At 71.3% G+C, this 25,602-nt stretch carries 25 protein-coding genes; 24 read left to right on the forward strand and 1 reads right to left on the reverse strand.

The window, feature by feature from the left end:
* Nucleotides 1-117 precede the first annotated feature (117 nt).
* From ACZ5XZ_RS12150 to nusB, 13 genes are all read left to right on the forward strand, one after another.
* Nucleotides 118-462: a DUF6167 family protein gene (locus ACZ5XZ_RS12150; RefSeq protein ID WP_468976848.1), complete on the forward strand. Its 345-nt coding sequence runs from the start codon at nt 118-120 to the stop codon at nt 460-462.
* Nucleotides 462-3,131 (forward strand): alanine--tRNA ligase, encoded by a 2,670-nt coding sequence (alaS, locus tag ACZ5XZ_RS12155; protein WP_468976849.1) that lies wholly within the window; start codon nt 462-464, stop codon nt 3,129-3,131. Before ACZ5XZ_RS12150 ends, alaS begins: the two co-directional genes overlap by 1 nt.
* A 14-nt stretch (nt 3,132-3,145) precedes the next feature.
* Complete coding sequence (gene ruvX / locus ACZ5XZ_RS12160; protein ID WP_468977047.1) at nt 3,146-3,610, forward strand: Holliday junction resolvase RuvX; 465 nt, start codon at nt 3,146-3,148, stop codon at nt 3,608-3,610.
* 128 nt (nt 3,611-3,738) lie between these two features.
* Complete coding sequence (gene mltG / locus ACZ5XZ_RS12165; RefSeq protein WP_468976852.1) at nt 3,739-5,394, forward strand: endolytic transglycosylase MltG; 1,656 nt, start codon at nt 3,739-3,741, stop codon at nt 5,392-5,394.
* Nucleotides 5,391-6,218, forward strand: coding sequence for a shikimate dehydrogenase (locus tag ACZ5XZ_RS12170; protein ID WP_468976854.1), 828 nt, complete (start codon nt 5,391-5,393; stop codon nt 6,216-6,218). Before mltG ends, ACZ5XZ_RS12170 begins: the two co-directional genes overlap by 4 nt.
* Nucleotides 6,219-6,346: 128 nt before the next feature.
* Nucleotides 6,347-7,531, forward strand: a complete 1,185-nt coding sequence (aroC, locus tag ACZ5XZ_RS12175) for a chorismate synthase (protein WP_468976857.1) — start codon at nt 6,347-6,349, stop codon at nt 7,529-7,531.
* A complete protein-coding gene (locus ACZ5XZ_RS12180) occupies nt 7,528-8,085 on the forward strand; it encodes a shikimate kinase (protein WP_468976860.1) in 558 nt (185 codons plus the stop codon). Before aroC ends, ACZ5XZ_RS12180 begins: the two co-directional genes overlap by 4 nt.
* Nucleotides 8,082-9,173: a 3-dehydroquinate synthase gene (gene aroB, locus ACZ5XZ_RS12185; protein WP_468976862.1), complete on the forward strand. Its 1,092-nt coding sequence runs from the start codon at nt 8,082-8,084 to the stop codon at nt 9,171-9,173. Before ACZ5XZ_RS12180 ends, aroB begins: the two co-directional genes overlap by 4 nt.
* Nucleotides 9,170-9,619 carry a type II 3-dehydroquinate dehydratase gene (aroQ, locus tag ACZ5XZ_RS12190; protein WP_384429075.1) on the forward strand — a complete coding sequence of 150 codons (450 nt, stop codon included), beginning with the start codon at nt 9,170-9,172 and terminating at the stop codon, nt 9,617-9,619. Before aroB ends, aroQ begins: the two co-directional genes overlap by 4 nt.
* 283 nt (nt 9,620-9,902) lie before the next feature.
* Complete coding sequence (locus tag ACZ5XZ_RS12195) at nt 9,903-10,775, forward strand: Pro-rich N-terminal domain-containing protein (RefSeq protein WP_468976864.1); 873 nt, start codon at nt 9,903-9,905, stop codon at nt 10,773-10,775.
* A 67-nt stretch (nt 10,776-10,842) separates the two neighbouring features.
* On the forward strand, nt 10,843-11,949 hold the full coding sequence (locus ACZ5XZ_RS12200) for an aminopeptidase P family protein (RefSeq protein WP_468976867.1): 1,107 nt from the start codon (nt 10,843-10,845) through the stop codon (nt 11,947-11,949).
* A 66-nt stretch (nt 11,950-12,015) separates the two neighbouring features.
* Entirely contained in the window at nt 12,016-12,582 is a 567-nt protein-coding gene (efp, locus tag ACZ5XZ_RS12205) for an elongation factor P (RefSeq protein ID WP_384429085.1), read from the forward strand.
* 2 nt (nt 12,583-12,584) lie between these two features.
* Nucleotides 12,585-13,016 carry a transcription antitermination factor NusB gene (gene nusB, locus ACZ5XZ_RS12210; protein ID WP_468976869.1) on the forward strand — a complete coding sequence of 144 codons (432 nt, stop codon included), beginning with the start codon at nt 12,585-12,587 and terminating at the stop codon, nt 13,014-13,016.
* Nucleotides 13,017-13,296: 280 nt separating this feature from the next.
* On the opposite strand, the gene bldD is transcribed toward nusB, so the two are convergent.
* Complete coding sequence (gene bldD, locus ACZ5XZ_RS12215; RefSeq protein ID WP_384429091.1) at nt 13,297-13,797, reverse strand: transcriptional regulator BldD; 501 nt, start codon at nt 13,795-13,797, stop codon at nt 13,297-13,299.
* Nucleotides 13,798-14,023: 226 nt separating this feature from the next.
* On the opposite strand from bldD, the gene pyrR reads away from it, so the two are divergent.
* From pyrR to rpoZ, 11 genes are all read left to right on the forward strand, one after another.
* Nucleotides 14,024-14,614, forward strand: coding sequence for a bifunctional pyr operon transcriptional regulator/uracil phosphoribosyltransferase PyrR (gene pyrR / locus ACZ5XZ_RS12220; protein ID WP_468976871.1), 591 nt, complete (start codon nt 14,024-14,026; stop codon nt 14,612-14,614).
* Between the two features lie 93 nt (nt 14,615-14,707).
* On the forward strand, nt 14,708-15,685 hold the full coding sequence (locus ACZ5XZ_RS12225) for an aspartate carbamoyltransferase catalytic subunit (RefSeq protein ID WP_468976874.1): 978 nt from the start codon (nt 14,708-14,710) through the stop codon (nt 15,683-15,685).
* 5 nt (nt 15,686-15,690) lie between these two features.
* Nucleotides 15,691-16,977 carry a dihydroorotase gene (locus tag ACZ5XZ_RS12230; protein WP_468976876.1) on the forward strand — a complete coding sequence of 429 codons (1,287 nt, stop codon included), beginning with the start codon at nt 15,691-15,693 and terminating at the stop codon, nt 16,975-16,977.
* Nucleotides 16,974-17,552: a PH-like domain-containing protein gene (locus ACZ5XZ_RS12235; protein ID WP_468976878.1), complete on the forward strand. Its 579-nt coding sequence runs from the start codon at nt 16,974-16,976 to the stop codon at nt 17,550-17,552. Before ACZ5XZ_RS12230 ends, ACZ5XZ_RS12235 begins: the two co-directional genes overlap by 4 nt.
* Complete coding sequence (gene carA, locus ACZ5XZ_RS12240) at nt 17,549-18,688, forward strand: glutamine-hydrolyzing carbamoyl-phosphate synthase small subunit (RefSeq protein WP_468976880.1); 1,140 nt, start codon at nt 17,549-17,551, stop codon at nt 18,686-18,688. Before ACZ5XZ_RS12235 ends, carA begins: the two co-directional genes overlap by 4 nt.
* Nucleotides 18,681-21,992: a carbamoyl-phosphate synthase large subunit gene (carB, locus tag ACZ5XZ_RS12245; RefSeq protein WP_468976882.1), complete on the forward strand. Its 3,312-nt coding sequence runs from the start codon at nt 18,681-18,683 to the stop codon at nt 21,990-21,992. Before carA ends, carB begins: the two co-directional genes overlap by 8 nt.
* Nucleotides 21,993-22,076: 84 nt before the next feature.
* Nucleotides 22,077-23,186 carry a quinone-dependent dihydroorotate dehydrogenase gene (locus tag ACZ5XZ_RS12250; protein ID WP_468977049.1) on the forward strand — a complete coding sequence of 370 codons (1,110 nt, stop codon included), beginning with the start codon at nt 22,077-22,079 and terminating at the stop codon, nt 23,184-23,186.
* On the forward strand, nt 23,183-24,019 hold the full coding sequence (gene pyrF, locus ACZ5XZ_RS12255) for an orotidine-5'-phosphate decarboxylase (RefSeq protein WP_468976885.1): 837 nt from the start codon (nt 23,183-23,185) through the stop codon (nt 24,017-24,019). The genes ACZ5XZ_RS12250 and pyrF overlap by 4 nt, the downstream gene beginning before the upstream one ends.
* A 215-nt stretch (nt 24,020-24,234) precedes the next feature.
* Nucleotides 24,235-24,558 carry an integration host factor gene (locus ACZ5XZ_RS12260; protein WP_468976888.1) on the forward strand — a complete coding sequence of 108 codons (324 nt, stop codon included), beginning with the start codon at nt 24,235-24,237 and terminating at the stop codon, nt 24,556-24,558.
* Between the two features lie 38 nt (nt 24,559-24,596).
* Entirely contained in the window at nt 24,597-25,217 is a 621-nt protein-coding gene (gmk, locus tag ACZ5XZ_RS12265; protein ID WP_468976891.1) for a guanylate kinase, read from the forward strand.
* 106 nt (nt 25,218-25,323) lie between these two features.
* On the forward strand, nt 25,324-25,596 hold the full coding sequence (gene rpoZ / locus ACZ5XZ_RS12270; RefSeq protein ID WP_005319902.1) for a DNA-directed RNA polymerase subunit omega: 273 nt from the start codon (nt 25,324-25,326) through the stop codon (nt 25,594-25,596).
* The last annotated feature ends 6 nt before the right edge of the window (nt 25,597-25,602 follow it).

A 25,602-nucleotide genomic window follows, 5' to 3' on the forward strand; every position in this document is an offset into this window, starting at 1 on the left:
CGAGGGAAAGAAGAGGGACGCGAGGAAGCCGGAGCGCCTTTTCTTCGTCCCCCCCCCCCCCCCCCCCCCCCCCCCCCCCCCCCCCCGCAACCGTCGCTCCAAGGACTGATCACAGCGATGTTCCGCCGCGCATTCTGGTTCACCACCGGCGCCGCCGCCGGGGTGTGGGCCACGAACAAGGTCCACCAAAAGCTGCGCAAGCTGCAGCCCGAAAGCCTCGCCGCCCAGGCCGCGGAGAAGGCCGTCGAGACCGGAAACCGGTTGCGCCAATTTGCATTGGACGTACGGACCGGAATGGCGGACCGTGAAGAGCAGTTGCACGACGCCCTCGGCCTGCGCGAGCCGGCCGAGGTGCGCGAGCTGCCCGCACCGCGCCGCGCGGTGCTCGAACCACACCACAGAACCACCAAGGCAACCGGACCGAACGGTCTGACCGGACCGACTGGAAAAGAGGACCACTGATGGAGTCGGCTGAAATCCGCCGCCGCTGGCTGCGCTTCTTCGAGGAGCGCGGGCACACCGTCGTGCCGTCGGCGTCGCTCATCGCGGACGACCCGACGCTGCTGCTCGTCAACGCGGGCATGGTCCCCTTCAAGCCGTACTTCCTCGGCGAGGTCAAGCCGCCCGCCCCGCGTGCCACCAGCGTCCAGAAGTGCGTCCGTACGCCGGACATCGAAGAGGTCGGCAAGACCACCCGGCACGGCACGTTCTTCCAGATGTGCGGCAACTTCTCCTTCGGCGACTACTTCAAGGAAGGCGCCATCACCTACGCCTGGGAGCTGCTGACCAGCTCGCAGGCCGACGGCGGCTACGGCCTCGACCCCGAGCGCCTGTGGATCACCGTCTACCTCGACGACGACGAGGCCGAGCGCATCTGGCACGAGGTCGTCGGCGTGCCCAAGGAGCGCATCCAGCGGCTGGGCAAGAAGGAGAACTACTGGTCCATGGGCGTCCCGGGCCCCTGCGGCCCGTGCTCCGAGATCAACTACGACCGCGGCCCCGAGTTCGGCGTCGAGGGCGGCCCGGCCGTCAACGACGAGCGGTACGTGGAGATCTGGAACCTGGTCTTCATGCAGTACGAGCGCGGCGCGGGCACCGGCAAGGAGGACTTCGAGATCCTCGGCGAGCTGCCCAGCAAGAACATCGACACCGGCCTCGGCCTCGAGCGCCTGGCGATGATCCTGCAGGACGTCCCCAACATGTACGAGACGGACACCCTGCGCGTCGTCATCGACAAGGCCACCGAGCTCACCGGCGTCCGCTACGGCCACTCGCACGACTCCGACGTCTCGCTGCGCGTGGTCGCCGACCATCTGCGCACGTCCACGATGCTCATCGGCGACGGCGTCACGCCCGGCAACGAGGGCCGCGGCTACGTCCTGCGCCGCATCATGCGCCGCGCCATCCGCAACATGCGCCTGCTCGGCGCCAAGGACCTGGTCGTCGGCGAGCTGCTGGACGTCGTCATCACGACCATGGGCCGGCAGTACCCGGAGCTGATCGAGGACCGCCGCCGCATCGAGACGGTCGCCCTCGCCGAGGAGGCCGCCTTCGTCAAGACGCTCAGGGCCGGCACCAACATCCTCGACACCGCCGTCACGGACACCAAGGCCGCCGGCGGCACGGTCCTGGCCGGCGACAAGGCCTTCCTGCTCCACGACACCTGGGGCTTCCCGATCGACCTCACCCTCGAAATGGCCGCCGAACAGGGCCTCTCGGTGGACGAGGACGGCTTCCGCCGCCTGATGAAGGAGCAGCGGGAGCGCGCCAAGGCCGACGCCCAGGCCAAGAAGCACGGCCACGCCGACCTGTCCGCCTACCGCGAGGTCGCCGACAAGTCCGGCTCCACGGAGTTCACCGGCTACAGCGCGACCGAGGGCGAGTCCACCGTCGTCGGCCTGCTGGTCAACGGTGCCCCGGCCCCCGCCGCCCACGAAGGCGACGAGGTCGAGGTCGTCCTGGACCGCACCCCGTTCTACGCCGAGGGCGGCGGCCAGCTCGCCGACACCGGCCGGATCAGGCTGGACTCCGGCGCCGTCGTCGAGGTCCGCGACGTCCAGCAGCCGGTGCCCGGCGTCACGGTCCACAAGGGCGTCGTCCAGGTCGGCGAGGTGGTCCTCGGCTCGGCCGCCTACGCCGCCATCGACGTCACCCGCCGCCGCGCCATCGCCCGCGCCCACAGCGCCACCCACCTCACCCACCAGGCGCTGCGCGACGCCCTGGGCCCGACGGCCGCCCAGGCCGGCTCGGAGAACTCCCCGGGCCGTTTCCGCTTCGACTTCGGCTCGCCCACCGCGGTGCCCGGCTCGGTCCTCACGGACGTCGAGCAGAAGATCAACGACGTGCTGGCCCGTGAGCTCGACGTGCACGCCGAGGTCATGAGCATGGAGGACGCCAAGAAGCAGGGCGCCATCGCCGAGTTCGGCGAGAAGTACGGCGACCGGGTCCGCGTGGTCACCATCGGCGACTTCTCCAAGGAGCTGTGCGGCGGCACGCACGTCCACAACACCGCCCAGCTGGGCCTGGTGAAGCTGCTGGGCGAGTCCTCCATCGGCTCCGGCGTACGCCGTGTCGAGGCGCTGGTCGGCGTGGACGCCTACCGGTTCCTGGCCCGTGAGCACACCGTCGTCTCCCAGCTCACCGAGCTGGTCAAGGGGCGCCCGGAGGAGCTGCCGGAGAAGATCTCCGGTGTCCTGGCCAAGCTCAAGGACGCCGAGAAGGAGATCGAGAAGTTCCGCGCCGAGAAGGTGCTGCAGGCCGCCGCGGGGCTGGCCGAGGGTGCCAAGGACGTCCGCGGGGTGGCGCTGGCCGCCGCCCAGGTCCCGGACGGCACCTCCGCCGACGACCTGCGCAAGCTCGTGCTGGACGTCCGCGGCCGGATCCAGGGCGACCGCGCCGTCGTCGTGGCGCTGTTCACGGTCGCCAACGGCCGTCCGGTGACCGTCGTCGCCACCAACGAGGCCGCCCGTGAGCGCGGCATCAAGGCCGGTGACCTGGTCCGTACGGCCGCCAAGACGCTCGGCGGCGGTGGCGGCGGCAAGCCGGACGTCGCCCAGGGCGGCGGACAGAACGCCGCCGCGGTGCCCGAGGCCATCGAGGCCGTCGAGCGCCTCGTGGCCGAGGCGGCCTGACGCGCGTGAGTGAGATGCGACGCGGCCGACGCCTCGCGGTGGATGTCGGGGACGCCCGCATCGGGGTCGCCTCGTGCGACCCCGACGGGGTCCTCGCCACTCCCGTCGAGACCGTGCCGGGACGTGACGTCCCCGCGGCACACCGTCGGCTCAAGGCGATCGTCGAGGAGTACGAGCCGCTCGAAGTCGTGGTCGGCCTGCCCCGCTCCCTCAGTGGGGGAGAGGGGCCGGCCGCGGCCAAGGTCCGGGCCTTCGCCCAGGAGCTGGCGCGGAACATCGCACCCGTAGGGGTCCGGCTGGTCGACGAGCGGATGTCGACGGTCACCGCGACCCAGGGCCTGCGGGCCTCCGGAGTGCGCAGCAAGAAGGGCCGCTCGGTGGTCGACCAGGCGGCCGCGGTGGTCATCCTGCAGAGCGCGCTGGAGACCGAGCGGCTCTCCGGGGAGCCTCCGGGCGAGAGCGTCGAAGTGGTCATCTGATCGCGATACGGTAACGTGCCGCGCGATGTGGCGGTGGTTCGAACAGCCGCACGTGCAAGTAGAGGCGGATCGATACAGCAAGCGCGCTGCCGGACCGGAGCGCACCGCCTCTCGGCTCTAGGGGATCGATGACCGAGTATGGCCGGGGCTACGGCTCCGAACCGTGGCATCCCGAGGACCCGCTCTACGGAGACCAGGGTTCCTACGGAGGCCAGGCGCAGCAGCCTCAGTGGGGCGGGCAGCAGTCCGCCCCGCAGCACTACCCGGGACCCCAGCAGCAGCACCCACAACAGCCCTACGACGGGGGCTGGGACGGCTCCCAGACGGGGCAACTGCCGTACGACCCGTACGACCCCTACGGGCAGCATCCGCCGGCCGACCCGTACGCCGGCGCCGGCCAGAGCCCCTACGGCCACCAGGACGCCTACCAGCAGCATCCGCAGCAGGCGCCGGCACACCAGCAGCACTACTCCCCGCAGCAGTACGACCAGCCGGCCGCGGCCCCCTACGAGGACGCCGCCGCCGACGACTGGCGGGCCGAGCCGGAGCCGCCGCGCGAACCGGAGCCCGAACACCCGTTCTTCGCCGACGGCGCGGACGGCCCGTACGGGGACGACCGCGACGACCGGGACGCCTACGACGACGAGCCGCGCGAAGGACGCTCCGGCCGTGACCGCCGCGGCAAGAAGAACAAGAAGAACAAGAAGAACAAACGCCGCAGCGGCACCGCCTGCCTGATCGTCACCCTGGTCTTCGCCGGCGCGGTCGGCGCCGTCGGCTACTTCGGCTACGACTTCTTCATGAGCCACTTCGGCCCGGCCCCGGACTACGAGGGCGAGGGCTCGGGCGAGATCCAGGTCGACATCCCGGACGGGTCGCCGATCTCGGAGATGGGGCAGATCCTCGCGAAGAACGGCGTGGTCAAGAGCGCGGGCGCCTTCAGCGAGGCGGCCGGCGACAAGACTCTGCAGCCGGGAACGTACACCCTCCGCAAGCAGATGTCGGCCGCCTCGGCCGTCGAGCTGATGCTGGACCCCAAGAGCCGCAACGGCCTCACGATCCGCGAGGGGCTGCGGGCGGGCGAGGTCTACAAACTCATCGACCAGAAGCTGAAGCTCAAGGCGGGCACGACCAAGGGCGTCGCCAAGAGCGAGGTCAAGAACCTCGGCCTGCCGTCGTGGGCCGACGACTCGGCCAAGATAAAGGACCCGCTCGAGGGCTTCCTCTACCCGTCCACCTACAGCGTGGGGGAGAACGCGAAGCCGTCGGCGGTCCTGAAGCAGATGGTGGCACGAGCCAATCAGGTCTACGAGAAGCTGGACCTCGCGGGCAGCGCGCGCAAGCTCCAGCTGGACTCGCCGATGCAGCTGCTCACGGTCGCCAGCCTCACGCAGGCCGAGGGCAAGTACAAGCACGACTTCCTCAAGGTCGCGCGCGTCGTCTACAACCGCCTCAAGCCGGACAACACCGAGACCTACGGTCTGCTCGACTTCGACTCGACGGTGAACTACGCGAGGTCCCAGAGCACCCTGGACACCGGTTCCGTCGACAACCTGCGGAACTTCAACGACCCGTACAACACCTACAAGTTCAAGGGTCTGCCGCCGGGGCCGATCGGCAACCCGGGCGAGGTCGCGCTCAAGTCCGCCATCAGCCCCGCCAAGGGCAACTGGTACTACTTCGTCTCGATCAACCCCGAAAAGACGCTGTTCGCCGAGACGAACGAAGAGCACGAGCGAAACCGCCACATCTACGAAAAGGAACGCGAGAAAGCCAGGCAATGAGCCCCACACGTCGTGCTGCGGTACTCGGCTCCCCGATCACCCACTCCCTCTCCCCGGTGCTGCACCGTGCCGCCTACGCGGAACTGGGCCTGACGGACTGGACGTACGACCGCTTCGAGGTCGACGAGGCGGCACTGCCCGGATTCGTCGGGAGACTCGGCCCGGAGTGGGCGGGGCTCTCCCTGACCATGCCGCTCAAGCGCGCGGTGATCCCGCTGCTCGACGAGATCACCGCCACCGCGGCCTCCGTCGAGGCGGTGAACACCGTCGTGTGCACGCCCGACGGGCGCCGCCTGGGCGACAACACCGACATCCCGGGCATGCTCGCCGCGCTGCGCGAGCGCGGGGTGCGGCAGGTCGAGCGGGCCGCCGTCCTGGGCGCCGGCGCCACCGCCTCCTCGGCGCTCGCCGCGCTGTCCCGGATCTGCACCGGCGAGGTCACCGCGTACGTCCGCAGCGACGCCCGCGCCGAGGAGATGCGCGGCTGGGGCGAGCGGCTCGGCGTCACGGTCCGGACCGCCCCCTGGGCGGACGCGGCCGAGGCCTTCGCGGCCCCGCTGACCATCGCCACCACCCCGGCGGGCACCACCGACGCGCTCGCCGCAGCCGTCCCCGACCGGCCCGGCACGCTCTTCGACGTCCTCTACGAGCCCTGGCCGACGGCCCTGGCCACCGCCTGGGCCGACCGCGGTGGCGCGGTGGTCGGCGGGCTCGACCTGCTGGTCCACCAGGCCGTGCTCCAGGTGGAGCAGATGACCGGTCGCTCTCCGGCGCCGCTGGCCGCGATGCGCGAGGCGGGTGAGGCGGCCCTGGCCGCCCGCTGATCCGCCGGCCCGGCTCCCGACCCCTGCGGCGCCCGGTCCGTTCTCTGGACTGGGCGCCGCCCCTCGCACGCGACGTGGGAGGATCAGGGGGAGACCATACGCGGATGAGCAGTACATGAGGAGCACCGTTGAGCAGGTTGCGCTGGCTGACGGCGGGGGAGTCGCACGGCCCCGCACTCGTGGCGACGCTGGAGGGCCTTCCGGCCGGGGTCCCGATCACCACGGAGTTGGTGGCGGACGCGCTGGCGCGACGCCGGCTGGGCTACGGCCGCGGTGCCCGGATGAAGTTCGAGCAGGACCAGGTCACGTTCCTGGGCGGGGTGCGGCACGGTCTGTCGCTGGGCTCGCCGGTGGCCGTCATGGTCGGCAACACCGAGTGGCCCAAGTGGGAGCAGGTGATGGCGGCCGATCCGGTGGACGCGGACGAGCTGGCGGCGCTGGCGCGCAACGCCCCGCTGACCCGCCCCCGCCCCGGACACGCCGACCTCGCCGGCATGCAGAAGTACGGCTTCGACGAGGCCCGCCCGATCCTGGAGCGCGCCTCGGCCCGCGAGACCGCCGCCCGGGTGGCGCTCGGCGCGGTGGCCCGCTCGTTCCTGAAGGAGACGGCCGGGATCGAGATCGTCTCGCACGTGGTCGAGCTGGCCGCGGCCAAGGCCCCGTACGGGGTGTACCCGAAGCCCTCCGACGTGGCGAAGCTGGACGCGGACCCGGTGCGCTGCCTGGACGCGGACGCGTCGAAGGCGATGGTCGCGGAGATCGACCAGGCGCACAAGGACGGCGACACCCTGGGTGGTGTGGTCGAGGTGCTGGCCTACGGCGTGCCGGTGGGCCTCGGCTCGCACGTCCACTGGGACCGGCGACTGGACGCCCGGCTGGCCGCCGCCCTGATGGGCATCCAGGCGATCAAGGGCGTCGAGGTCGGCGACGGCTTCGACCTGGCGCGGGTGCCGGGTTCGCAGGCGCATGACGAGATCCTGGCCACCGAGGACGGGATCAAGCGCGGCTCGGGCCGCTCCGGTGGCACCGAGGGCGGTCTGACGACCGGCGAGCTGCTGCGGGTGCGCGCCGCGATGAAGCCGATCGCCACCGTCCCGCGCGCCCTGGCCACCGTGGACGTCTCCACCGGTGAGGCGGCCAAGGCGCACCACCAGCGCTCGGACGTCTGCGCCGTCCCGGCCGCGGGCATCGTCGCCGAGGCCATGGTCGCCCTCGTCCTGGCCGACGCCGTCGTGGAGAAGTTCGGCGGCGACAGCGTGGCCGAGACCCGCCGCAACGTGCGCAGCTTCCTCGACAACCTGGCGATCAAGTGACGTCCCCGGTCGTCGTGCTGGTCGGCCCGCCCGGTGCCGGTAAGTCCACGGTGGGCGCGCTGCTCGCCGAGCGACTGGGCGTCGGCTATCGGGACACCGACGCCGACATCGTCGCCACCGCCGGCCGGCCGATCGCCGAGATCTTCTTCGACGAGGGCGAGCCGCGCTTTCGCGAGCTGGAGCGCGAGGCGGTCCGCGTCGCGCTCGACGAGCACCCGGGCGTGCTCTCGCTCGGCGGCGGCGCGATCCTGGACGAGGGCACCCGCAAGCTGCTGACCGGCCTGCCGGTGATCTTCCTCGACGTCCAACTCGCCGACGCCGTCAAGCGGGTGGGCCTGGACGCCCCCCGCCCGCTGCTCGCGGTCAACCCGCGCAAGCAGTGGCGCGAGCTGATGGAGCGGCGCCGCCCGCTGTACACCGAGGTCGCGCGCGCCGTGATCGCCACGCAGGAGCGCACCCCCGCCCAGGTCGCCGAGGCGATCCTGGACGCATTGGAGCTACGGCCGGCCGCGGGAGACGCCCCGCGGGCGGGCCACAGGGAGGAACAGGCATGACGGAGCAGGCCATCCGTATCCAGGTCGGCGGTACGGCGGGCACCGACCCCTACGAGGTGCTCGTCGGGCGGCAGCTGCTCGGCGAGCTCCCGGGCCTGATCGGCGACGGCGTCAAGCGCATCGCGGTCCTGCACCCGGAGGCGCTGGCCGCCACCGGCGAGGCGCTGCGCGAGGACCTCGCCTCCCAGGGCTACGAGGCGATCGCCATCCAGCTGCCGAACGCCGAGGAGTCCAAGACCGCCGAGGTCGCGGCGTACTGCTGGAAGGCGCTCGGGCAGTCCGGCTTCACCCGCAGCGATGTGATCGTCGGCGTCGGCGGCGGCGCCACCACCGACCTGGCCGGCTTCGTCGCCGCGACCTGGCTGCGCGGGGTGCGCTGGATCGCCGTCCCCACCACCGTCCTGGGCATGGTCGACGCCGCGGTCGGCGGCAAGACCGGCATCAACACCGCCGAGGGCAAGAACCTCGTCGGGGCCTTCCACCCGCCGGCCGGCGTCCTGTGCGACCTCGCCGCGCTCGACACGCTGCCGGTGCACGACTACGTCTCCGGCCTGGCCGAGGTCATCAAGGCCGGCTTCATCGCCGACCCGGCGATCCTCGATCTGATCGAGTCCGACCCCGAGGCCGCCAAGCGCCCGGACGGTGCGCACACCGCCGAGCTGATCGAGCGCGCCATCCGGGTCAAGGCCGAGGTGGTCTCCGCCGACCTCAAGGAGTCGGGCCTGCGCGAGATCCTCAACTACGGCCACACCCTGGCCCACGCCATCGAGAAGAACGAGCGGTACAACTGGCGGCACGGCGCCGCGGTCTCCGTCGGCATGGTCTTCGCCGCCGAACTCGGCCGGATCGCCGGCCGCCTGGACGACGCCACCGCCGACCGGCACCGCACCGTCCTCGCCTCCGTCGGCCTGCCGCTGACCTACCGCGGTGACCAGTGGCCCAAGCTGCTGGAGACGATGAAGGTCGACAAGAAGTCCCGCGGCGACCGGCTGCGCTTCATCGTCCTGGACGGCCTCGCCAAGCCGACCGTCCTGGAAGGCCCGGACCCGGCCATGCTGCTCGCCGCGCACGCGGAGATCGCGGCATGACCGGCAAGGCCCGGCGGGTCCTCGTCCTCAACGGCCCCAACCTCGGCCGGCTGGGCTCCCGCGAGCCCGACGTCTACGGCGCCACCTCCTACGCCGGACTCGTCGAGGAGTGCACCCGGCTCGGCAAGGAGCTGGGCTTCGAGGCCGAGGTCCGGGAGACCAACGACGAGGGCGAGATGATCCGCTGGCTGCACGAGGCCGCCGACGGATCGATTCCGGTTGTCATCAACCCCGGCGCCTTCACGCACTACTCGTACGGAATGCGGGACGCGGCCGCCCAGCGCACCGCCCCGCTCATCGAGGTGCACATCTCGAACCCGTACGCGCGCGAGGAGTTCCGCCACAATTCGGTCATCGCGGCCGTCGCCAGCGGTACGGTCGCCGGATTCGGCATCGGCTCCTACCGCCTCGCGCTCCGTGCGCTGGCCGAGGAACTCGGCAACTGACGTACCACCGTGGGCACTTCGGCCCCGCCCCCGGCCGTTCACTTGGCGCGCGCCGGGGGTAGGAGCCTTCCCGGCCGAGGCCGGGAGGGTACCGTTCGCAAGCAGTACCACCCCTGCCGGCGGCCGTGGGCACCACGGCCCCCGGGGCCGGTGGAACCGCCGCACCGCACCGGGCACCGGCCCGGCGCCCGGGGCCCCCTCGGCCACCGCTGAGGGCACCCCACCCGGCGTCAGCCGGGGGAGCACCGCACCACGTCGACCGCACGAGACGGAGAGCCACCGGATGCAGTACGCAGTGGGGGCTCCGCTGCCGCCCCACGGGCAGGCATCAGGACCCGGGGCCGCCATGCACTGGACGCCCGACCCCGGACGGCCCACCCCACCCACCGCACCGCCGGCCGCGCCGCCGGCCCCCGCGGCCCCGCCCCCACCCGCCCAGCAGCCCGCCCCGCAGCAGGGCTGGCACGGGCCCGCACCCCAGCAGGCCCCGCCCACCGGCCACAGCACCAGCGACCTCACGGGCCATGTCCCGCTGCCTCCGGGCGCCCCGGTGCCGCTGCCCAGCCCGCCCACCGACACCGCCGCACCGGACGCCGGCCAGGCGGCCGTCGCGGTGCTGCTCATCGGGCCGGCCGGAGCCGGCAAGACCAGCGTCGCGCGCCACTGGGCCGACACCCGCCGGGTGCCGACCGCGCACATCAGCCTCGACGACGTCCGCGAATGGGTCCGCTCGGGTTTCGCCGACCCGCAGTCCGGCTGGAACGACCACTCCGAGGCGCAGTACCGGCTCGCCCGCCGTACCTGCGGCTTCGCGGCCCGCAACTTCCTCGCCAACGGCATCTCCTGCATCCTCGACGACGCCGTCTTCCCCGACCGGCCGGTCGTCGGGCTCGGAGGCTGGAAGCGGCATGTGGGCCCCGGGCTGCTGCCGATCGTGCTGCTGCCCGGCCTGGAGATAGTCCTGGAGCGCAACGCCCGGCGCTCCGGCAACCGCCGCCTGTCGGACGAGGAGGTCGCCAGGATCCACGGCCGGATGGCCGGCTGGTACGGCTCCGGGCTGCCGATCATCGACAACTCCCAGCACGACGTCGCCACGACGGCCCGCATGCTGGGCGACGTCGTCGCCCGCTCCATCGCCAGCCCGCCGAGCTGGTGAGCGGGCGGCTCCCCCGGGCGGCCGCGCTCGACCGGCCGCCCGGGGGGAGTCGCCGTACGCTCGTGATATGTCCGAGTTGTACGCGGCCCGACGCACGCGTCTGCGCGACCGCGTAGCCGGGGCCGGAAGTGCCGCCGCACTGATCTCGCGCCCCGCGAACGTCCGCTACCTCACCGGCTGCGCGCCGCCCGGCGCCGCCCTGCTGCTGGGGCCGGGCGACGATGTGCTGCTGTGCGGCAGACCGCTCAGCGGCGACCCGTCCGAGGGCCGTCCGGTCGACGACGTACGGGTGTCGGTGCTGCCCACCCGCGACGGCGACCCGGTCGTGGCCGGCGCCGATCTGGCGGCGACGGCCGGCGCGGACACCCTGGCCGTCGAGGAGCACCACCTCACCGTCTCCCGGCACCGGGCGCTCTCCCAGGTCGCGCCCCGGCTGCGGCTGACCGACATGGCGTGCGCGGTCGAGGCGCAGCGGCTGGTCAAGGACGACGACGAGATCGCCTGTCTGCGGATCGCCGCCGAGATCGCCGACCAGGCGCTGGGCGAGCTGCTCGAATCGATCCTGGTCGGCCGCACCGAACGGCATCTCGCGCTCGAACTGGAGCGCCGCCTGGTCGACCACGGCGCGGACGGCCCGGCCTTCGCCACCTCCGTGGCGACCGGCCCGAACTCCGGCCGCGCCCGGCATCTGCCCACCGACCGGCGGGTCGAGGAGGGGGACTTCCTCAGCGTCGGCCTGGGCGCGAACTACCGCGGCTACCGCTGCGAGATCGGCCGGACCTTCGTCATCGGCACCTCGCCCTCGGACTGGCAGATCGAGCTGTACGATCTCGTTTTCGCAGCCCAGCGGGCCGGACGCGAGGCGCTCGCGCCGGGGGTGGAGTGCCGCGAGGTGGACCGGGTGACCCGGCACATGCTGGACGCCGCGGGCTACGCCGAGCGGCTCGGGCCGTGGACCGGGCACGGCGTGGGACTCGAAATCGACGAGGACCCTCAGTTGTCCCCGGCCGCCATGGGTAAACTGGACGCTTGCGTGCCGGTCACCGTCGAGCCGGGGGTTCACATCCCGGGCCGTGGGGGTGTCCGGATCGACGACACACTCGTCGTCCGCCCCGAGGCGGACGGCGGGCCCGAGCTACTCACGATCACGACCAAGGAGCTGCTCGCACTGTGAGCCGCAGCGGCTCACTGGGTGCTGCTCCCGGGTCCCACCACCTGCAGTCCAGGAGATTCCGCAACCGTGGCATCCACGAACGACCTCAAGAACGGCATGGTGCTCAAGCTCGAAGGCGGCCAGCTCTGGTCCGTCGTCGAGTTCCAGCACGTCAAGCCCGGCAAGGGCCCGGCCTTCGTCCGCACCAAGCTCAAGAACGTGCTGTCCGGCAAGGTGGTGGACAAGACCTTCAACGCCGGTGTGAAGGTCGAGACGGCCACCGTCGACAAGCGCGGGATGCAGTTCTCGTACATGGACGGCGACTACTTCGTCTTCATGGACATGGACACCTACGACCAGATCCACGTCGACCGCAAGGCTGTCGGCGACGCCGCGAACTTCCTCCTGGAGGGCTTCGAGGCCGTTGTCGCGCAGCACGAGGGTTCGGTGCTCTACGTCGAGCTGCCGGCCGCCGTCGAGCTGGTCATCAAGGAGACCGAGCCGGGCGTCCAGGGCGACCGCTCCACCGGCGGCACCAAGCCCGCCACGCTGGAGACCGGCTACGAGATCCAGGTCCCGCTCTTCATCACGACCGGCGAGAAGATCAAGGTCGACACCCGCTCGGGCGACTACCTCGGCCGGGTGAACAGCTAACCGTGGCTGCCCGCAGCAAGGCCCGCAAGCGCGCCTTCCAGATCCTCTTCGAGGCCGATCAGCGCGGCGCCGACGTGCAGTCCGTGCTCGCGGACTGGATGCGTCACGCCCGGACCGACCCCCGGCAGCCGCCGGTCAACGAATACACCCTGCAGTTGGTCGAGGGGTACGCGGACCACATCGCCCGTATCGACGAGCTGATCTCCACCTACGCGGTCGACTGGGACCTGGACCGGATGCCGGCGGCCGACCGCTCGATCCTCCGGCTCGGCGCCTTCGAGCTGCTCTGGGTGGACGACACGCCGGACGCGGTGGCGATCGACGAAGCCGTGCAGCTCGCCAGGGAGTTCTCCACGGACGACTCCCCGTCCTTCGTCAACGGCCTCCTCGGCCGGCTCAAGGAGCTGAAGCCGAGCCTGCGGCGCGAGGCGTAGCAGGCGGTCGACAGAGCGTGTGAACGGGCCCGGAGCGGGGGATACCGCTCCGGGCCCGTCGCATGCCCGCAGAAGCGCCCTGTGGCGCCCTCTGCGCCGTGCCGGGCGCGTCGTGCCTCCGCCCGCGCCCCGGCGCCTCGCGTCCACCCCGCGCCCGACGTATCGCGCCTGCCGCCAGGCCCGGTCGTAGGGCCGCGCGCCCCGCTCGCGGGCGGGCAGACGAAAACCGCCGCCCCGGAAGCCCGGGGCGGCGGTACGTTTCTTCAGCTGCTGCGCGAGGTCAGATCTCCTCGTGCGTCACGGCGCGGCGGGCGTCGGAATCCAGCACGCCCCAGCTGATCAGCTGCTCGGTCAGCACCGAGGGCGACTGGTCGTAGATGACGGCCAGGGTGCGCAGGTCGTCCTGGCGGATCGAGAGCACCTTGCCGTTGTAGTCGCCGCGCTGGCTCTGGATCGTGGCGGCGTAGCGCTGCAGCGGGCCGGCCTTCTCCTGCGGGACATGGGCGAGGCGCTCCAGGTCGAGCACCAGCTTCGGCGGCGGCTCGGCCGCGCCACCCGGTGTCGTGCCCGGCAGGAGCTCCTGGACCGGGACGCCGTAGAAGTCCGCCAGCTCGGCGAGGCGCTGCACGGTCACGGCACGGTCGCCGCGCTCGTACGAACCCACGACCACGGCCTTCCAGCGGCCCTGGGACTTCTCCTCGACGCCGTGGAGGGAGAGGCCCTGCTGGGTACGGATGGCGCGGAGCTTGGCCCCGAGCTGTTTGGCGTATTCGCTGGACATAAGGCTCCCCAGACGGCTGTATCGACATCGACATGCGGCTCCGCCGCGTGGTGGTAACTCACTGTGAGGTTACGCAGCGTAATCTGACTTCGTCAAGCGGAATGGGCCAGACCATCACCCGTCAGGGGTGCCGGCGAGTCCTGAAGGGGCTCCTGCTAACCTGACTGCGTTATTCCGACGTCCTTTAAGGTCCGTCCCGTGAGGCGGAGAAGGAGGTCCGTTTCGTATGGACGCAAACAGTTCCGACGCGGGGGCCCGGCTCCCGGCGCGACCGGTGCTCGAAGGCCCGGACATCACGCGCATGCTCACCCGCATCGCCCACGAGATCGTCGAGCGCGCCAAGGGCGCGGACGACGTGGTGCTGCTGGGAATCCCCACCCGCGGTGTCTTCCTCGCCCGGCGGCTGGCCGCCAAGCTGGCGGAGATCACCGGCCGGACGATCCCGGTGGGCTCGCTCGACATCACGATGTACCGCGACGACCTGCGCCTGGGCCCCGCCCGCACGCTCGCCCGCACGGACATCCCCGGTGACGGCGTCGAGGGGCGGCTCGTCCTGCTCGTCGACGACGTCCTGTTCTCCGGCCGCACGATCCGCGCCGCGCTGGACGCCCTGGGCGACATCGGCCGCCCGCGCGCCGTCCAGCTCGCGGTCCTCGTCGACCGCGGTCACCGCGAACTGCCGATCCGCGCCGACTACGTGGGCAAGAACCTCCCCACGTCGCTGCGGGAGACGGTCAAGGTCCAGCTCACCGAGGAGGACGGCCGGGACGCCGTGCTGCTCGGCGTCAAGGACACCGCCCCGGCCGGCGAGCGATAGCCCACCGCGTACGGACCCGGTGACCCCGGGCCCGCAGGCATGCCCGCTCGACGGACATTCCCGTACACCTCCCTCACTCACGGAGAAAACCGGATGAAGCGTCACCTCATCTCGGCCGCCGACCTCACGCGCGACGACGCCGTACTGATCCTCGACACCGCCGAGGAGATGGCACGGGTCGCCGACCGGCCGATCAAGAAGCTTCCCACCCTGCGCGGACGCACGGTCTGCAACCTCTTCTTCGAGGACTCCACCCGGACCCGGATCTCCTTCGAGGCCGCCGAGAAGCGGCTCTCCGCGGACGTCATCAACTTCGCCGCCAAGGGCTCCAGCGTCTCCAAGGGCGAGTCCCTCAAGGACACCGCCCAGACCCTGGAGGCGATGGGCGTCGACGCCGTCGTCATACGGCACAGCGCCTCCGGCGCCCCCTACCGGCTCGCCACCTCCGGATGGATCGACGCGCCCGTCATCAACGCCGGCGACGGCACCCACCAGCACCCCACCCAGGCCCTGCTCGACGCCTTCACCATGCGGCGCCGGCTCATCGGCCCGGACGCCGGGCTCGGCCAGGACCTGAGCGGGCGGCGCATCACCCTCGTCGGCGACGTGCTGCACAGCCGCGTCGCGCGCTCGAACGTCGACCTCCTGCACACCCTCGGCGCCGAGGTCACCCTCGTCGCCCCGCCCACCCTGGTGCCGGTCGGCGTCGAGACCTGGCCGTGCGAGGTGTCCTACGACCTCGACCGCGTCCTGCCGAAGTCCGACGCCGTGATGATGCTGCGGGTGCAGCGCGAGCGGATGAACGCGGCCTTCTTCCCGACCGAGCGCGAGTACTCGCGCCGCTACGGCCTGGACGGCGACCGGATGGCGCGGATGCCCGAGCACGCCATCGTGATGCACCCCGGCCCGATGGTCCGCGGCATGGAGATCACCGCCGAGGTCGCCGACTCCGACCGCTGCACGGTCGTCGAGCAGGTGGCCAACGGCGTCTCCATCCGCATGGCCGTCCTGTACCTGCTGCTCGGCGGCAACGAGCCCGCCGTCACCCACACCCGTACCGAGGAGAAGTAAGACCCATGAGCAAGATCCTGATCCGTGGTGCGAAGGTGCTCGGCGGCGAGGCCCAGGACGTCCTGATCGACGGCGAGACCATCGAGGCCGTCGGCACCGGGCTGTCCGCCGAGGGCGCCGACGTCGTCGAGGCCGGGGGCAAGATCCTCCTGCCGGGCCTCGTCGACCTGCACACCCACCTGCGCGAGCCGGGCCGTGAGGACTCCGAGACCGTCCTGACCGGGACCCGGGCGGCCGCCTCCGGCGGCTACACCGCCGTGTTCGCCATGGCCAACACCTTCCCCGTCGCCGACACCGCCGGCGTCGTCGAGCAGGTCTACCGGCTCGGCCAGGAGCACGGCTACTGCGACGTGCAGCCCATCGGCGCCGTCACCGTCGGCCTGGAGGGCAGCAAGCTCGCCGAGCTGGGCGCCATGCACGAGTCCGCCGCCGGGGTCACCGTCTTCTCCGACGACGGCAAGTGCGTGCACGACGCCGTGATCATGCGCCGGGCCCTGGAGTACGTGAAGGCCTTCGGCGGCGTCGTCGCGCAGCACGCCCAGGAGCCGCGGCTCACCGAGGGCGCCCAGATGAACGAGGGCATCGTCTCGGCGGAGCTGGGACTCGGCGGCTGGCCCGCGGTGGCCGAAGAATCGATCATCGCCCGGGATGTCCTGCTCGCCGAGCACGTCGGCTCCCGCGTGCACATCTGCCACCTGTCGACCGCCGGGTCCGTCGAGATCGTCCGCTGGGCCAAGTCCCGCGGGATCGACGTGACCGCCGAGGTCACGCCGCACCACCTGCTCCTCACCGACGAGATGGTGCGCACGTACAACCCCGTCTACAAGGTCAACCCGCCGCTGCGCACCGAGCGCGACGTGCTGGCCCTGCGCGAGGCCCTCGCCGACGGCACGATCGACATCGTCGCCACCGACCACGCCCCGCACCCGCACGAGGACAAGGACTGCGAGTGGGCCGCGGCCGCCATGGGCATGGTGGGCCTGGAGACCGCGCTGTCGGTCGTGCAGCAGACGATGGTCGAGACCGGCCTGCTGACCTGGGCGGACGTCGCGGACCGGATGTCCCACGCGCCCGCGCGGATCGGGCAGGCCGAGGGCCACGGCCGCCCCATCTCGGCTGGTGAGCCGGCCAACCTCACCCTGGTCGATTCCGCTTACCGTGGAGAGGTGGACCCCGCGGGCTTCGCCTCGCGCAGCCGCAACACCCCCTACGAGGGCCGTGAGCTGCCGGGACGTATCACCCACACCTTCCTGCGGGGCCGCGCAACGGTCGTCGACGGGAAGCTGGCGTGACTCCTCCACTCATCCAACTGGCCCAAGCGCCGCAGTCCGCGCCGGTCACCGACTGGGCCGCACGGATCGGCTGGGTCGTCGGCCTGCTGGTCTTCGTGGTCTTCGTCTACTGGCTGATGCGGCAGGGCTGGAAGTGGCGCGGCACGCTCCAGGGCGACCTGCCCGAGCTGCCCGGCACCCCCGACGAGCCCGGCGAACCGCGCCTGACGCTCAGCGGCCGCTACCACGGATCCACCACGGCCCGGCAGTGGCTCGACCGGATCGTCGCGCGCGGCCTGGGCACCCGTAGCCGCGTCGAGCTGACCCTGACCGACCAGGGCCTGGACGTCGTACGGCCGGGCGCCGCGGACTTCTTCGTCCCGGCCGCCGCGTTGCGCGGCGCCCGCCTCGACAAGGGCATCGCCGGCAAGGTCCTCACCGAGGGCGGACTGCTGATCGTCACCTGGCAGCACGGCGACCGGCTGATCGACTCCGGTTTCCGCTCCGACCGGGCGGGCGAGCACCCCGCCTGGGTCGAGGCCATCAACGCACTGAGCACCACCACCGAGCACACCGAAACGGAAGGCGCACGATGACCACCTCCACCAGGGGGGCCAAGATCCCCGCCGTACTCGTCCTGGAGGACGGCCGCACCTTCCGCGGCCGCGCCTACGGGGCCGTGGGGGAGACCTTCGGCGAAGCGGTGTTCTCCACCGGCATGACCGGCTATCAGGAGACGCTGACCGACCCCTCGTACCACCGCCAGGTCGTCGTCATGACCGCCCCGCACATCGGCAACACCGGGGTGAACGACGAGGACCCCGAGTCGCAGCGGATCTGGGTCGCCGGCTACGTCGTCCGCGACCCCGCCCGCATCCCGTCCAACTGGCGCTCGGTGCGCTCCCTGGACGACGAGCTGGTGGCCCAGGGCGTCGTCGGCATCAGCGGCATCGACACCCGCGCGCTCACCCGCCATCTGCGCGAGCGCGGTGCGATGCGGGTCGGCATCTTCTCCGGCGAGGCGCTGCCCGACGCGGGCGTCATGCTGGCCAAGGTGCGCCAGGCCCCCGAGATGCAGGGTGCCGACCTGTCCACGCAGGTCGCCACCAAGGAGGCCTACGTCGTCCCGGCGATCGGGACGAAGAAGTTCACCGTCGCCGCCATCGACCTGGGCATCAAGGGCATGACCCCGCACCGCATGGCCGAGCGCGGCATCGAGGTGCACGTCCTGCCCGCCACCGCCACCGTCGAGGACGTCTACGCGGTCGCACCGGACGGCGTGTTCTTCTCCAACGGCCCCGGCGACCCGGCGACCGCCGACCACCCCGTGGCCGTCATGCGCGGAGTGCTGGAGCGCAGGACGCCGCTGTTCGGCATCTGCTTCGGCAACCAGATCCTCGGCCGCGCGCTGGGGTTCGGCACCTACAAGCTCAAGTACGGGCACCGCGGCATCAACCAGCCGGTGCAGGACCGTACGACCGGCAAGGTCGAGGTCACCGCGCACAACCACGGATTCGCCGTCGACGCCCCGCTCGACAAGGTTTCCGACACCCCCTTCGGCCGCGCCGAGGTCTCCCACGTCTGCCTCAATGACAACGTGGTGGAGGGCCTCCAGCTGCTCGACCAGCCGGCCTTCAGTGTCCAGTACCACCCCGAAGCCGCCGCGGGTCCGCACGACGCGGCGTACCTCTTCGACCGCTTCGTATCCCTGATGGAGGGCCAGCGTGCCTAAGCGCACCGATATCCAGTCCGTCCTGGTCATCGGCTCCGGCCCGATCGTCATCGGCCAGGCCGCCGAGTTCGACTACTCCGGTACCCAGGCCTGCCGGGTCCTCAAGTCCGAGGGCCTGCGCGTCATCCTGGTGAACTCCAACCCGGCGACGATCATGACCGACCCGGAGATCGCCGACGCGACCTACGTCGAGCCGATCACCCCGGACTTCGTCGAGAAGATCATCGCCAAGGAGCGCCCCGACGCGCTCCTGCCCACCCTCGGCGGCCAGACGGCGCTGAACACGGCCATCTCGCTGCACGAGTCCGGCACCCTCGACAAGTACGGCGTCGAGCTGATCGGCGCCAACGTCGAGGCGATCAACAAGGGCGAGGACCGCGACCTGTTCAAGGAGGTCGTCGAGGCCGTCAACACCAAGATCGGCTACGGCGAGTCCGCCCGCTCGGTCATCTGCCACTCCATGGACGACGTCCTCCAGGGCGTCGACGAGCTCGGCGGCTACCCGGTCGTCGTCCGCCCCTCCTTCACCATGGGCGGCGCCGGCTCCGGCTTCGCCCACGACGAGGAGGAGCTGCGCCGGATCGCCGGGCAGGGCCTGACGCTGTCTCCCACCACCGAGGTGCTCCTGGAGGAGTCCATCCTCGGCTGGAAGGAGTACGAGCTGGAGCTGATGCGCGACAAGAACGACAACGTCGTGGTCGTCTGCTCCATCGAGAACTTCGACCCGATGGGCGTGCACACCGGCGACTCGATCACCGTCGCGCCGGCGATGACGCTCACCGACCGCGAGTACCAGATCCTGCGGGACATCGGCATCGCGGTCATCCGCGAGGTCGGTGTGGACACCGGCGGCTGCAACATCCAGTTCGCGGTCAACCCCGAGGACGGCCGGGTCATCGTCATCGAGATGAACCCGCGCGTCTCGCGCTCCTCGGCGCTGGCCTCCAAGGCCACCGGCTTCCCGATCGCGAAGATCGCCGCCCGGCTCGCCGTCGGCTACACCCTCGACGAGATCCCCAACGACATCACCGAGAAGACCCCGGCGTCCTTCGAGCCGACGCTCGACTACGTCGTCGTCAAGGTGCCGCGCTTCGCCTTCGAGAAGTTCCCGGCCGCCGACGCCACGCTGACCACGACCATGAAGTCGGTCGGCGAGGCGATGGCGATCGGCCGCAACTTCCCCGAGGCGCTGCAGAAGGCCCTGCGCTCCCTGGAAAAGAAGGGCAGCCAGTTCGACTTCGTGTCCGCCCCGGGCGCGAAGGCGGAGCTGCTGGAGCTCGCCCAGGTCCCGACCGACGGCCGGATCAACACCGTCATGGCCGCGATCCGGGCCGGCGCCACCCCGCAGGAGGTCTTCGACGCCACGAAGATCGACCCCTGGTTCGTCGACCAGCTCTTCCTGGTCAAGGAGATCGCCGACGAGATCGCCGGCGCCGACAAGCTCGAACCGGAGATCCTTGCGGACGCAAAGCGCCACGGCTTCTCCGACGCCCAGATCGCGGACATCCGCGGGCTGCGCGAGGACGTCGTGCGCGAGGTCCGGCACGCCCTCGGCGTCCGCCCCGTCTACAAGACCGTCGACACCTGCGCCGCCGAGTTCGCCGCGAAGACCCCCTACTTCTACTCGTCCTACGACGAGGAGACCGAGGTCGCCCCGCGCGAGAAGCCGGCCGTGATCATCCTCGGCTCCGGCCCCAACCGCATCGGCCAGGGCATCGAGTTCGACTACTCCTGCGTCCACGCCTCCTTCGCGCTCAGCGACGCCGGCTACGAGACCGTGATGGTCAACTGCAACCCCGAGACCGTCTCGACGGACTACGACACCTCCGACCGCCTGTACTTCGAGCCGCTGACGCTCGAGGACGTCCTGGAGATCGTGCACGCCGAGACCCAGGCCGGCCCGGTCGCCGGCGTCGTCGTCCAGCTCGGCGGGCAGACCCCGCTGGGCCTGGCGCAGGCGCTCAAGGACAACGGCGTGCCGATCGTCGGCACCTCGCCCGAGGCGATCGACCTCGCCGAGGAGCGCGGCGCCTTCGGCCGGGTGCTGACCGAGGCCGGTCTGCCCGCGCCCAAGTACGGCACCGCCTTCTCCTTCGAGGAGGCCAAGAAGATCGCCACCGAGATCGGCTACCCGGTCATGGTCCGCCCGTCCTACGTGCTGGGCGGCCGCGGCATGGAGATCGTCTACGACGAGCCGTCGCTCGGCGAGTACCTGGAGCGGCACGCGGGGCTGATCTCCGAGCACCCGGTCCTCATCGACCGGTTCCTCGACGACGCCATAGAGATCGACGTGGACGCGCTCTACGACGGCCACGAGCTCTACCTCGGCGGCGTCATGGAGCACATCGAGGAGGCCGGCATCCACTCCGGCGACTCCGCCTGCGCGCTGCCCCCGATCACCCTCGGCGGCTTCGACATCAAGCGGCTGCGGGCGTCGACGGAGGCGATCGCCAAGGGCGTGGGCGTCCGCGGCCTGATCAACATCCAGTTCGCGATGGCCGGCGACATCCTGTACGTCCTGGAGGCCAACCCGCGCGCCTCGCGCACCGTGCCCTTCACCTCGAAGGCCACCGCGGTACCGCTGGCCAAGGCCGCCGCCCGGATCTCGCTCGGCGCCACCATCGCCGAACTGCGCGCCGAGGGCATGCTGCCCAAGAACGGCGACGGCGGCACCCTGCCGCTGGACGCGCCGATCTCGGTCAAGGAAGCCGTCATGCCCTGGTCGCGGTTCCGGGACTCCTCGGGCCGCGGTGTGGACACCGTCCTCGGCCCCGAGATGCGCTCGACCGGCGAGGTCATGGGCATCGACTCGGTCTTCGGCACGGCCTACGCCAAGTCCCAGGCCGGCGCCTACGGGGCGCTGCCCACCAAGGGCCGGGCCTTCGTGTCCGTCGCCAACCGCGACAAGCGCTCGATGATCTTCCCGGCCCGTGAGCTGGTCGCGCACGGCTTCGAACTGCTCGCCACCTCCGGCACCGCCGAGGTGCTGCGCCGCAACGGCATCAACGCCACCGTGGTGCGCAAGCAGTCCGAGGGCGAGGGCCCCGACGGCGAGAAGACCATCGTCCAGCTGATCCACGACGGCCAGGTCGACCTGATCGTCAACACCCCCTACGGCACCGGCGGCCGGCTCGACGGCTACGACATCCGTACCGCCTCCGTCGCCCGCGGCGTTCCCTGCCTGACCACGGTCCAGGCGCTGGCCGCCGCCGTCCAGGGCATCGAAGCGATGGCCCGCGGCGATGTGGGCGTGCGTTCCCTCCAGGAACACGCCGAACATCTCATCGCGGCCCGCGAGGAGTAGGGCCCACGAGGGGGACACCGAAGCGGTGTCCCCCTCGTCATGAGCCCCTCGACCGACCCTCACCGCGAAAAGGCCCGCCGAACGATGTACCGCCTCTTCTTCCAACTGATCTTCCGGCGCATGGACCCCGAGAAGGCCCACCACCTGGCCTTCCGCTGGATCCGCTACGCCGCGCGCACCCCCGTGCTGCGCACCTTCCTCGCCGCCGCCCTGGCGCCCCGCTACAAGGAACTGCGCACCGAGGCCCTGGGCCGCCGGATGCACGGCCCCTTCGGCCTGGCTGCCGGCTTCGACAAGAACGCCGTCGCCGTCGACGGGATGGCCATGCTCGGCTTCGACCACGTCGAGATCGGCACCGTCACCGCCCAGCCGCAGCCCGGCAACCCCAAAAAGCGCCTCTTCCGGCTCGTGCCGGACCGCGCACTGATCAACCGCATGGGCTTCAACAACGACGGCTCCGCCTCCGTCGCGGCGCGCCTGGCGGCCCGCAACCCGGTCTTCGCGACCACCCTCGGCGTCAACATCGGCAAGACCAAGATCGTCCCGGAGTCCGAGGCGATCGGTGACTACGTCACCTCCACCGAGCGGCTCGCCCCGCACGCCGACTACCTGGTCGTCAACGTCTCCTCCCCGAACACCCCGGGCCTGCGCAACCTCCAGGCCGTCGAGCACCTGCGCCCGCTGCTCACCGCCGTACGCGAGGCCGCCGACCGCACGGTCACCGACCACCGGGTCCCGCTGCTGGTCAAGATCGCCCCGGACCTCGCCGACGCGGACATCGACGCGGTCGCCGACCTCGCCGTCGAGCTGGGCCTGGACGGGATCATCGCCACCAACACCACCATCGCCCGCGAGGGCCTCGGCCTGACCGCCGACCCGGCGCTGATCGCCGAGACCGGCGGCCTGTCCGGCGCGCCCGTCAAGGAGCGCTCCCTGGAGGTGCTGCGCCGCCTCTACGCCCGCGTCGGCGACCGGGTCACCCTCATCGGCGTCGGCGGCATCGAGACCGCCGAGGACGCCTGGCAGCGCATCCTGGCCGGCGCCACGCTGATCCAGGGCTACAGCGCGTTCATCTACCAGGGCCCGTTCTGGTGCCGCGCGATCCACAAGGGGCTCGCCGCCCGGCTGCGCAACAGCCCGTACGCCACCCTCGCCGACGCGGTCGGCGCCGAGCACAAGAAGGTGACCGCATGAGTCCCGAGCCCTTCGGCGCGCGCCTGCGCCGCGCCATGGACGAGCGCGGCCCGCTGTGCGTCGGCATCGACCCGCACGCCTCCCTGCTGGCCGACTGGGGCCTGAACGACGATGTCGCGGGCCTGGCCCGCTTCACCCGCACCGTCGTCGAGGCACTCGGCGAGCAGGTCGCGGTCTTCAAGCCGCAGGCGGCGTTCTTCGAGCGCTTCGGCTCGCGCGGCCTCGCCGTCCTGGAGACCGCCGTCGCCGAGGCGCGCGAGCGCGGCGCCCTGGTCCTGATGGACGCCAAGCGCGGCGACATCGGCTCGACCATGGCGGCGTACGCCGAGACCTTCCTGCGCCCGGACTCGCCGCTGTTCTCGGACGCCCTGACGGTCTCCCCGTACCTCGGCTACGGCTCGCTGAAGCCGGCCGTCGACCTGGCGCGGGAGAACGGCTGCGGGCTCTTCGTCCTCGCCCTCACCTCCAACCCGGAGGGCGCGGAGGTCCAGCGGGCGGTGCGCGAGGACGGCCGCACCATCGCCGCGACCGTGCTCGGCCACCTCGCCGCCGAGAACGCCGGCGCCGAGCCGATGGGCTCCTTCGGCGCGGTGGTCGGCGCCACGCTCGGCGATCTCTCCTCGTTCGATCTGGCGATCAACGGCCCGCTGCTGGCTCCGGGCATCGGCGCCCAGGGCGCCACCCCCGCCGACCTCCCGACCGTCTTCGGCGACGCGGTGCGCCACGTCGTCCCGAGCGTCAGCCGGGGGGTCCTGCGGCACGGCCCGGACACCGTGGCACTGCGCGCGGCGGCGGACCGATTCGCCGGCGAAGTGCGCAGCGCGCTCGATTAGGGAACTTCCAGCGGGGACTTTGGTCCCGAATTGTCCTGGTCAGCAGAGTCTGACCAGGACTTTTCGTCAGTTCTCGCTGACTCTGACGCGATCGGCCGCTAGTCTCCGACGAGAGCACTGCACGTAAGCGCGTTGCTCGTTGCTCCGCAGTTGTGGGGCGACTAGGTTCCACACCGGTCCGTATCCGACAGTTCGACATCCGAGGTGACGTAGGCGTGGCTCTTCCGCCCCTTACCCCTGAACAGCGCGCAGCCGCGCTCGAGAAGGCCGCCGCGGCTCGCCGGGAGCGCGCCGAGGTCAAGAATCGGCTCAAGCACTCCGGTGCATCCCTCCATGACGTCATCAAGCAGGGCCAGGAGAACGACGTCATCGGCAAGATGAAGGTCTCCGCCCTCCTGGAGTCCCTGCCGGGCGTGGGCAAGGTCCGCGCCAAGCAGATCATGGAGCGACTCGGGATCTCCGAGAGCCGCCGTGTCCGGGGTCTTGGCTCCAACCAGATCGCGTCGTTGGAGCGCGAGTTCGGCAGCAACGGTGCCTGAATTTTCCGGCATCACCGGGAAGCTGGAATAATCGCTGCATGAGTTCTGCAGTCTCCGGGGGGACGACCCCCGCGCCCCCGGCCAGACAACCGCGACTGACCGTGCTCTCCGGCCCCTCCGGGGTCGGCAAGAGCACGGTCGTCGCGCATATGCGCAAGGTCCACCCCGAGGTCTGGCTCTCGGTCTCGGCCACCACCCGCAAGCCGCGGCCCGGGGAGCGGCACGGTGTCCAGTACTTCTTCGTCGACGACGAGGAATTCGACAAGCTGGTCGCCAACGGCGAGCTGCTCGAATGGGCCGAGTTCGCGGGCAACCGCTACGGCACCCCGCGCAAGGCGGTGCTGGACCGCCTGGAGTCCGGCGAGCCGGTCCTGCTGGAGATCGATCTGCAGGGCGCCCGCCAGGTCCGTGAGTCCATGTCGGAGGCCCACCTGGTCTTCCTGGCGCCGCCGAGCTGGGACGAGCTGGTCCGTCGGCTCACCGGCCGGGGCACCGAGGCGCCCGAGGTCATCGAGCGCCGGCTGGAGGTCGCCAGGGTCGAGCTGGCCGCCGAGAAGGAGTTCGACGCGACGCTCGTCAACACCTCCGTCGAGGACGTCAGCCGTGAGCTGCTAGCCTTGATGCTGCATCGATCCGAGGAGCCCAACGCCGGCGGCTGACGCCGCGGAACCGCACCGGCCCCCGGACCGACCGAGATTTTGCGCCGTGCCGTATGGCACAAGGGCGCGTGACACCCAGGCTTCATCCCCTTTCGGAAGGTAGAGAGTGTCCTCTTCCATCACCGCACCCGAGGGCATCATCAACCCGCCCATTGATGAGCTTCTCGAGGCCACCGACTCGAAGTACAGCCTCGTGATCTACGCCGCCAAGCGCGCGCGCCAGATCAACGCGTACTACTCCCAGCTCGGCGAGGGCCTGCTCGAGTACGTCGGCCCGCTGGTCGACACGCACGTCCACGAGAAGCCCCTCTCGATCGCGCTCCGCGAGATCAACGCGGGTCTGCTGACCTCCGAGGCCATCGAGGGCCCCGCTCAGTAAGCAGCA

This window comes from Streptomyces sp. NPDC033270, assembly GCF_055576575.1.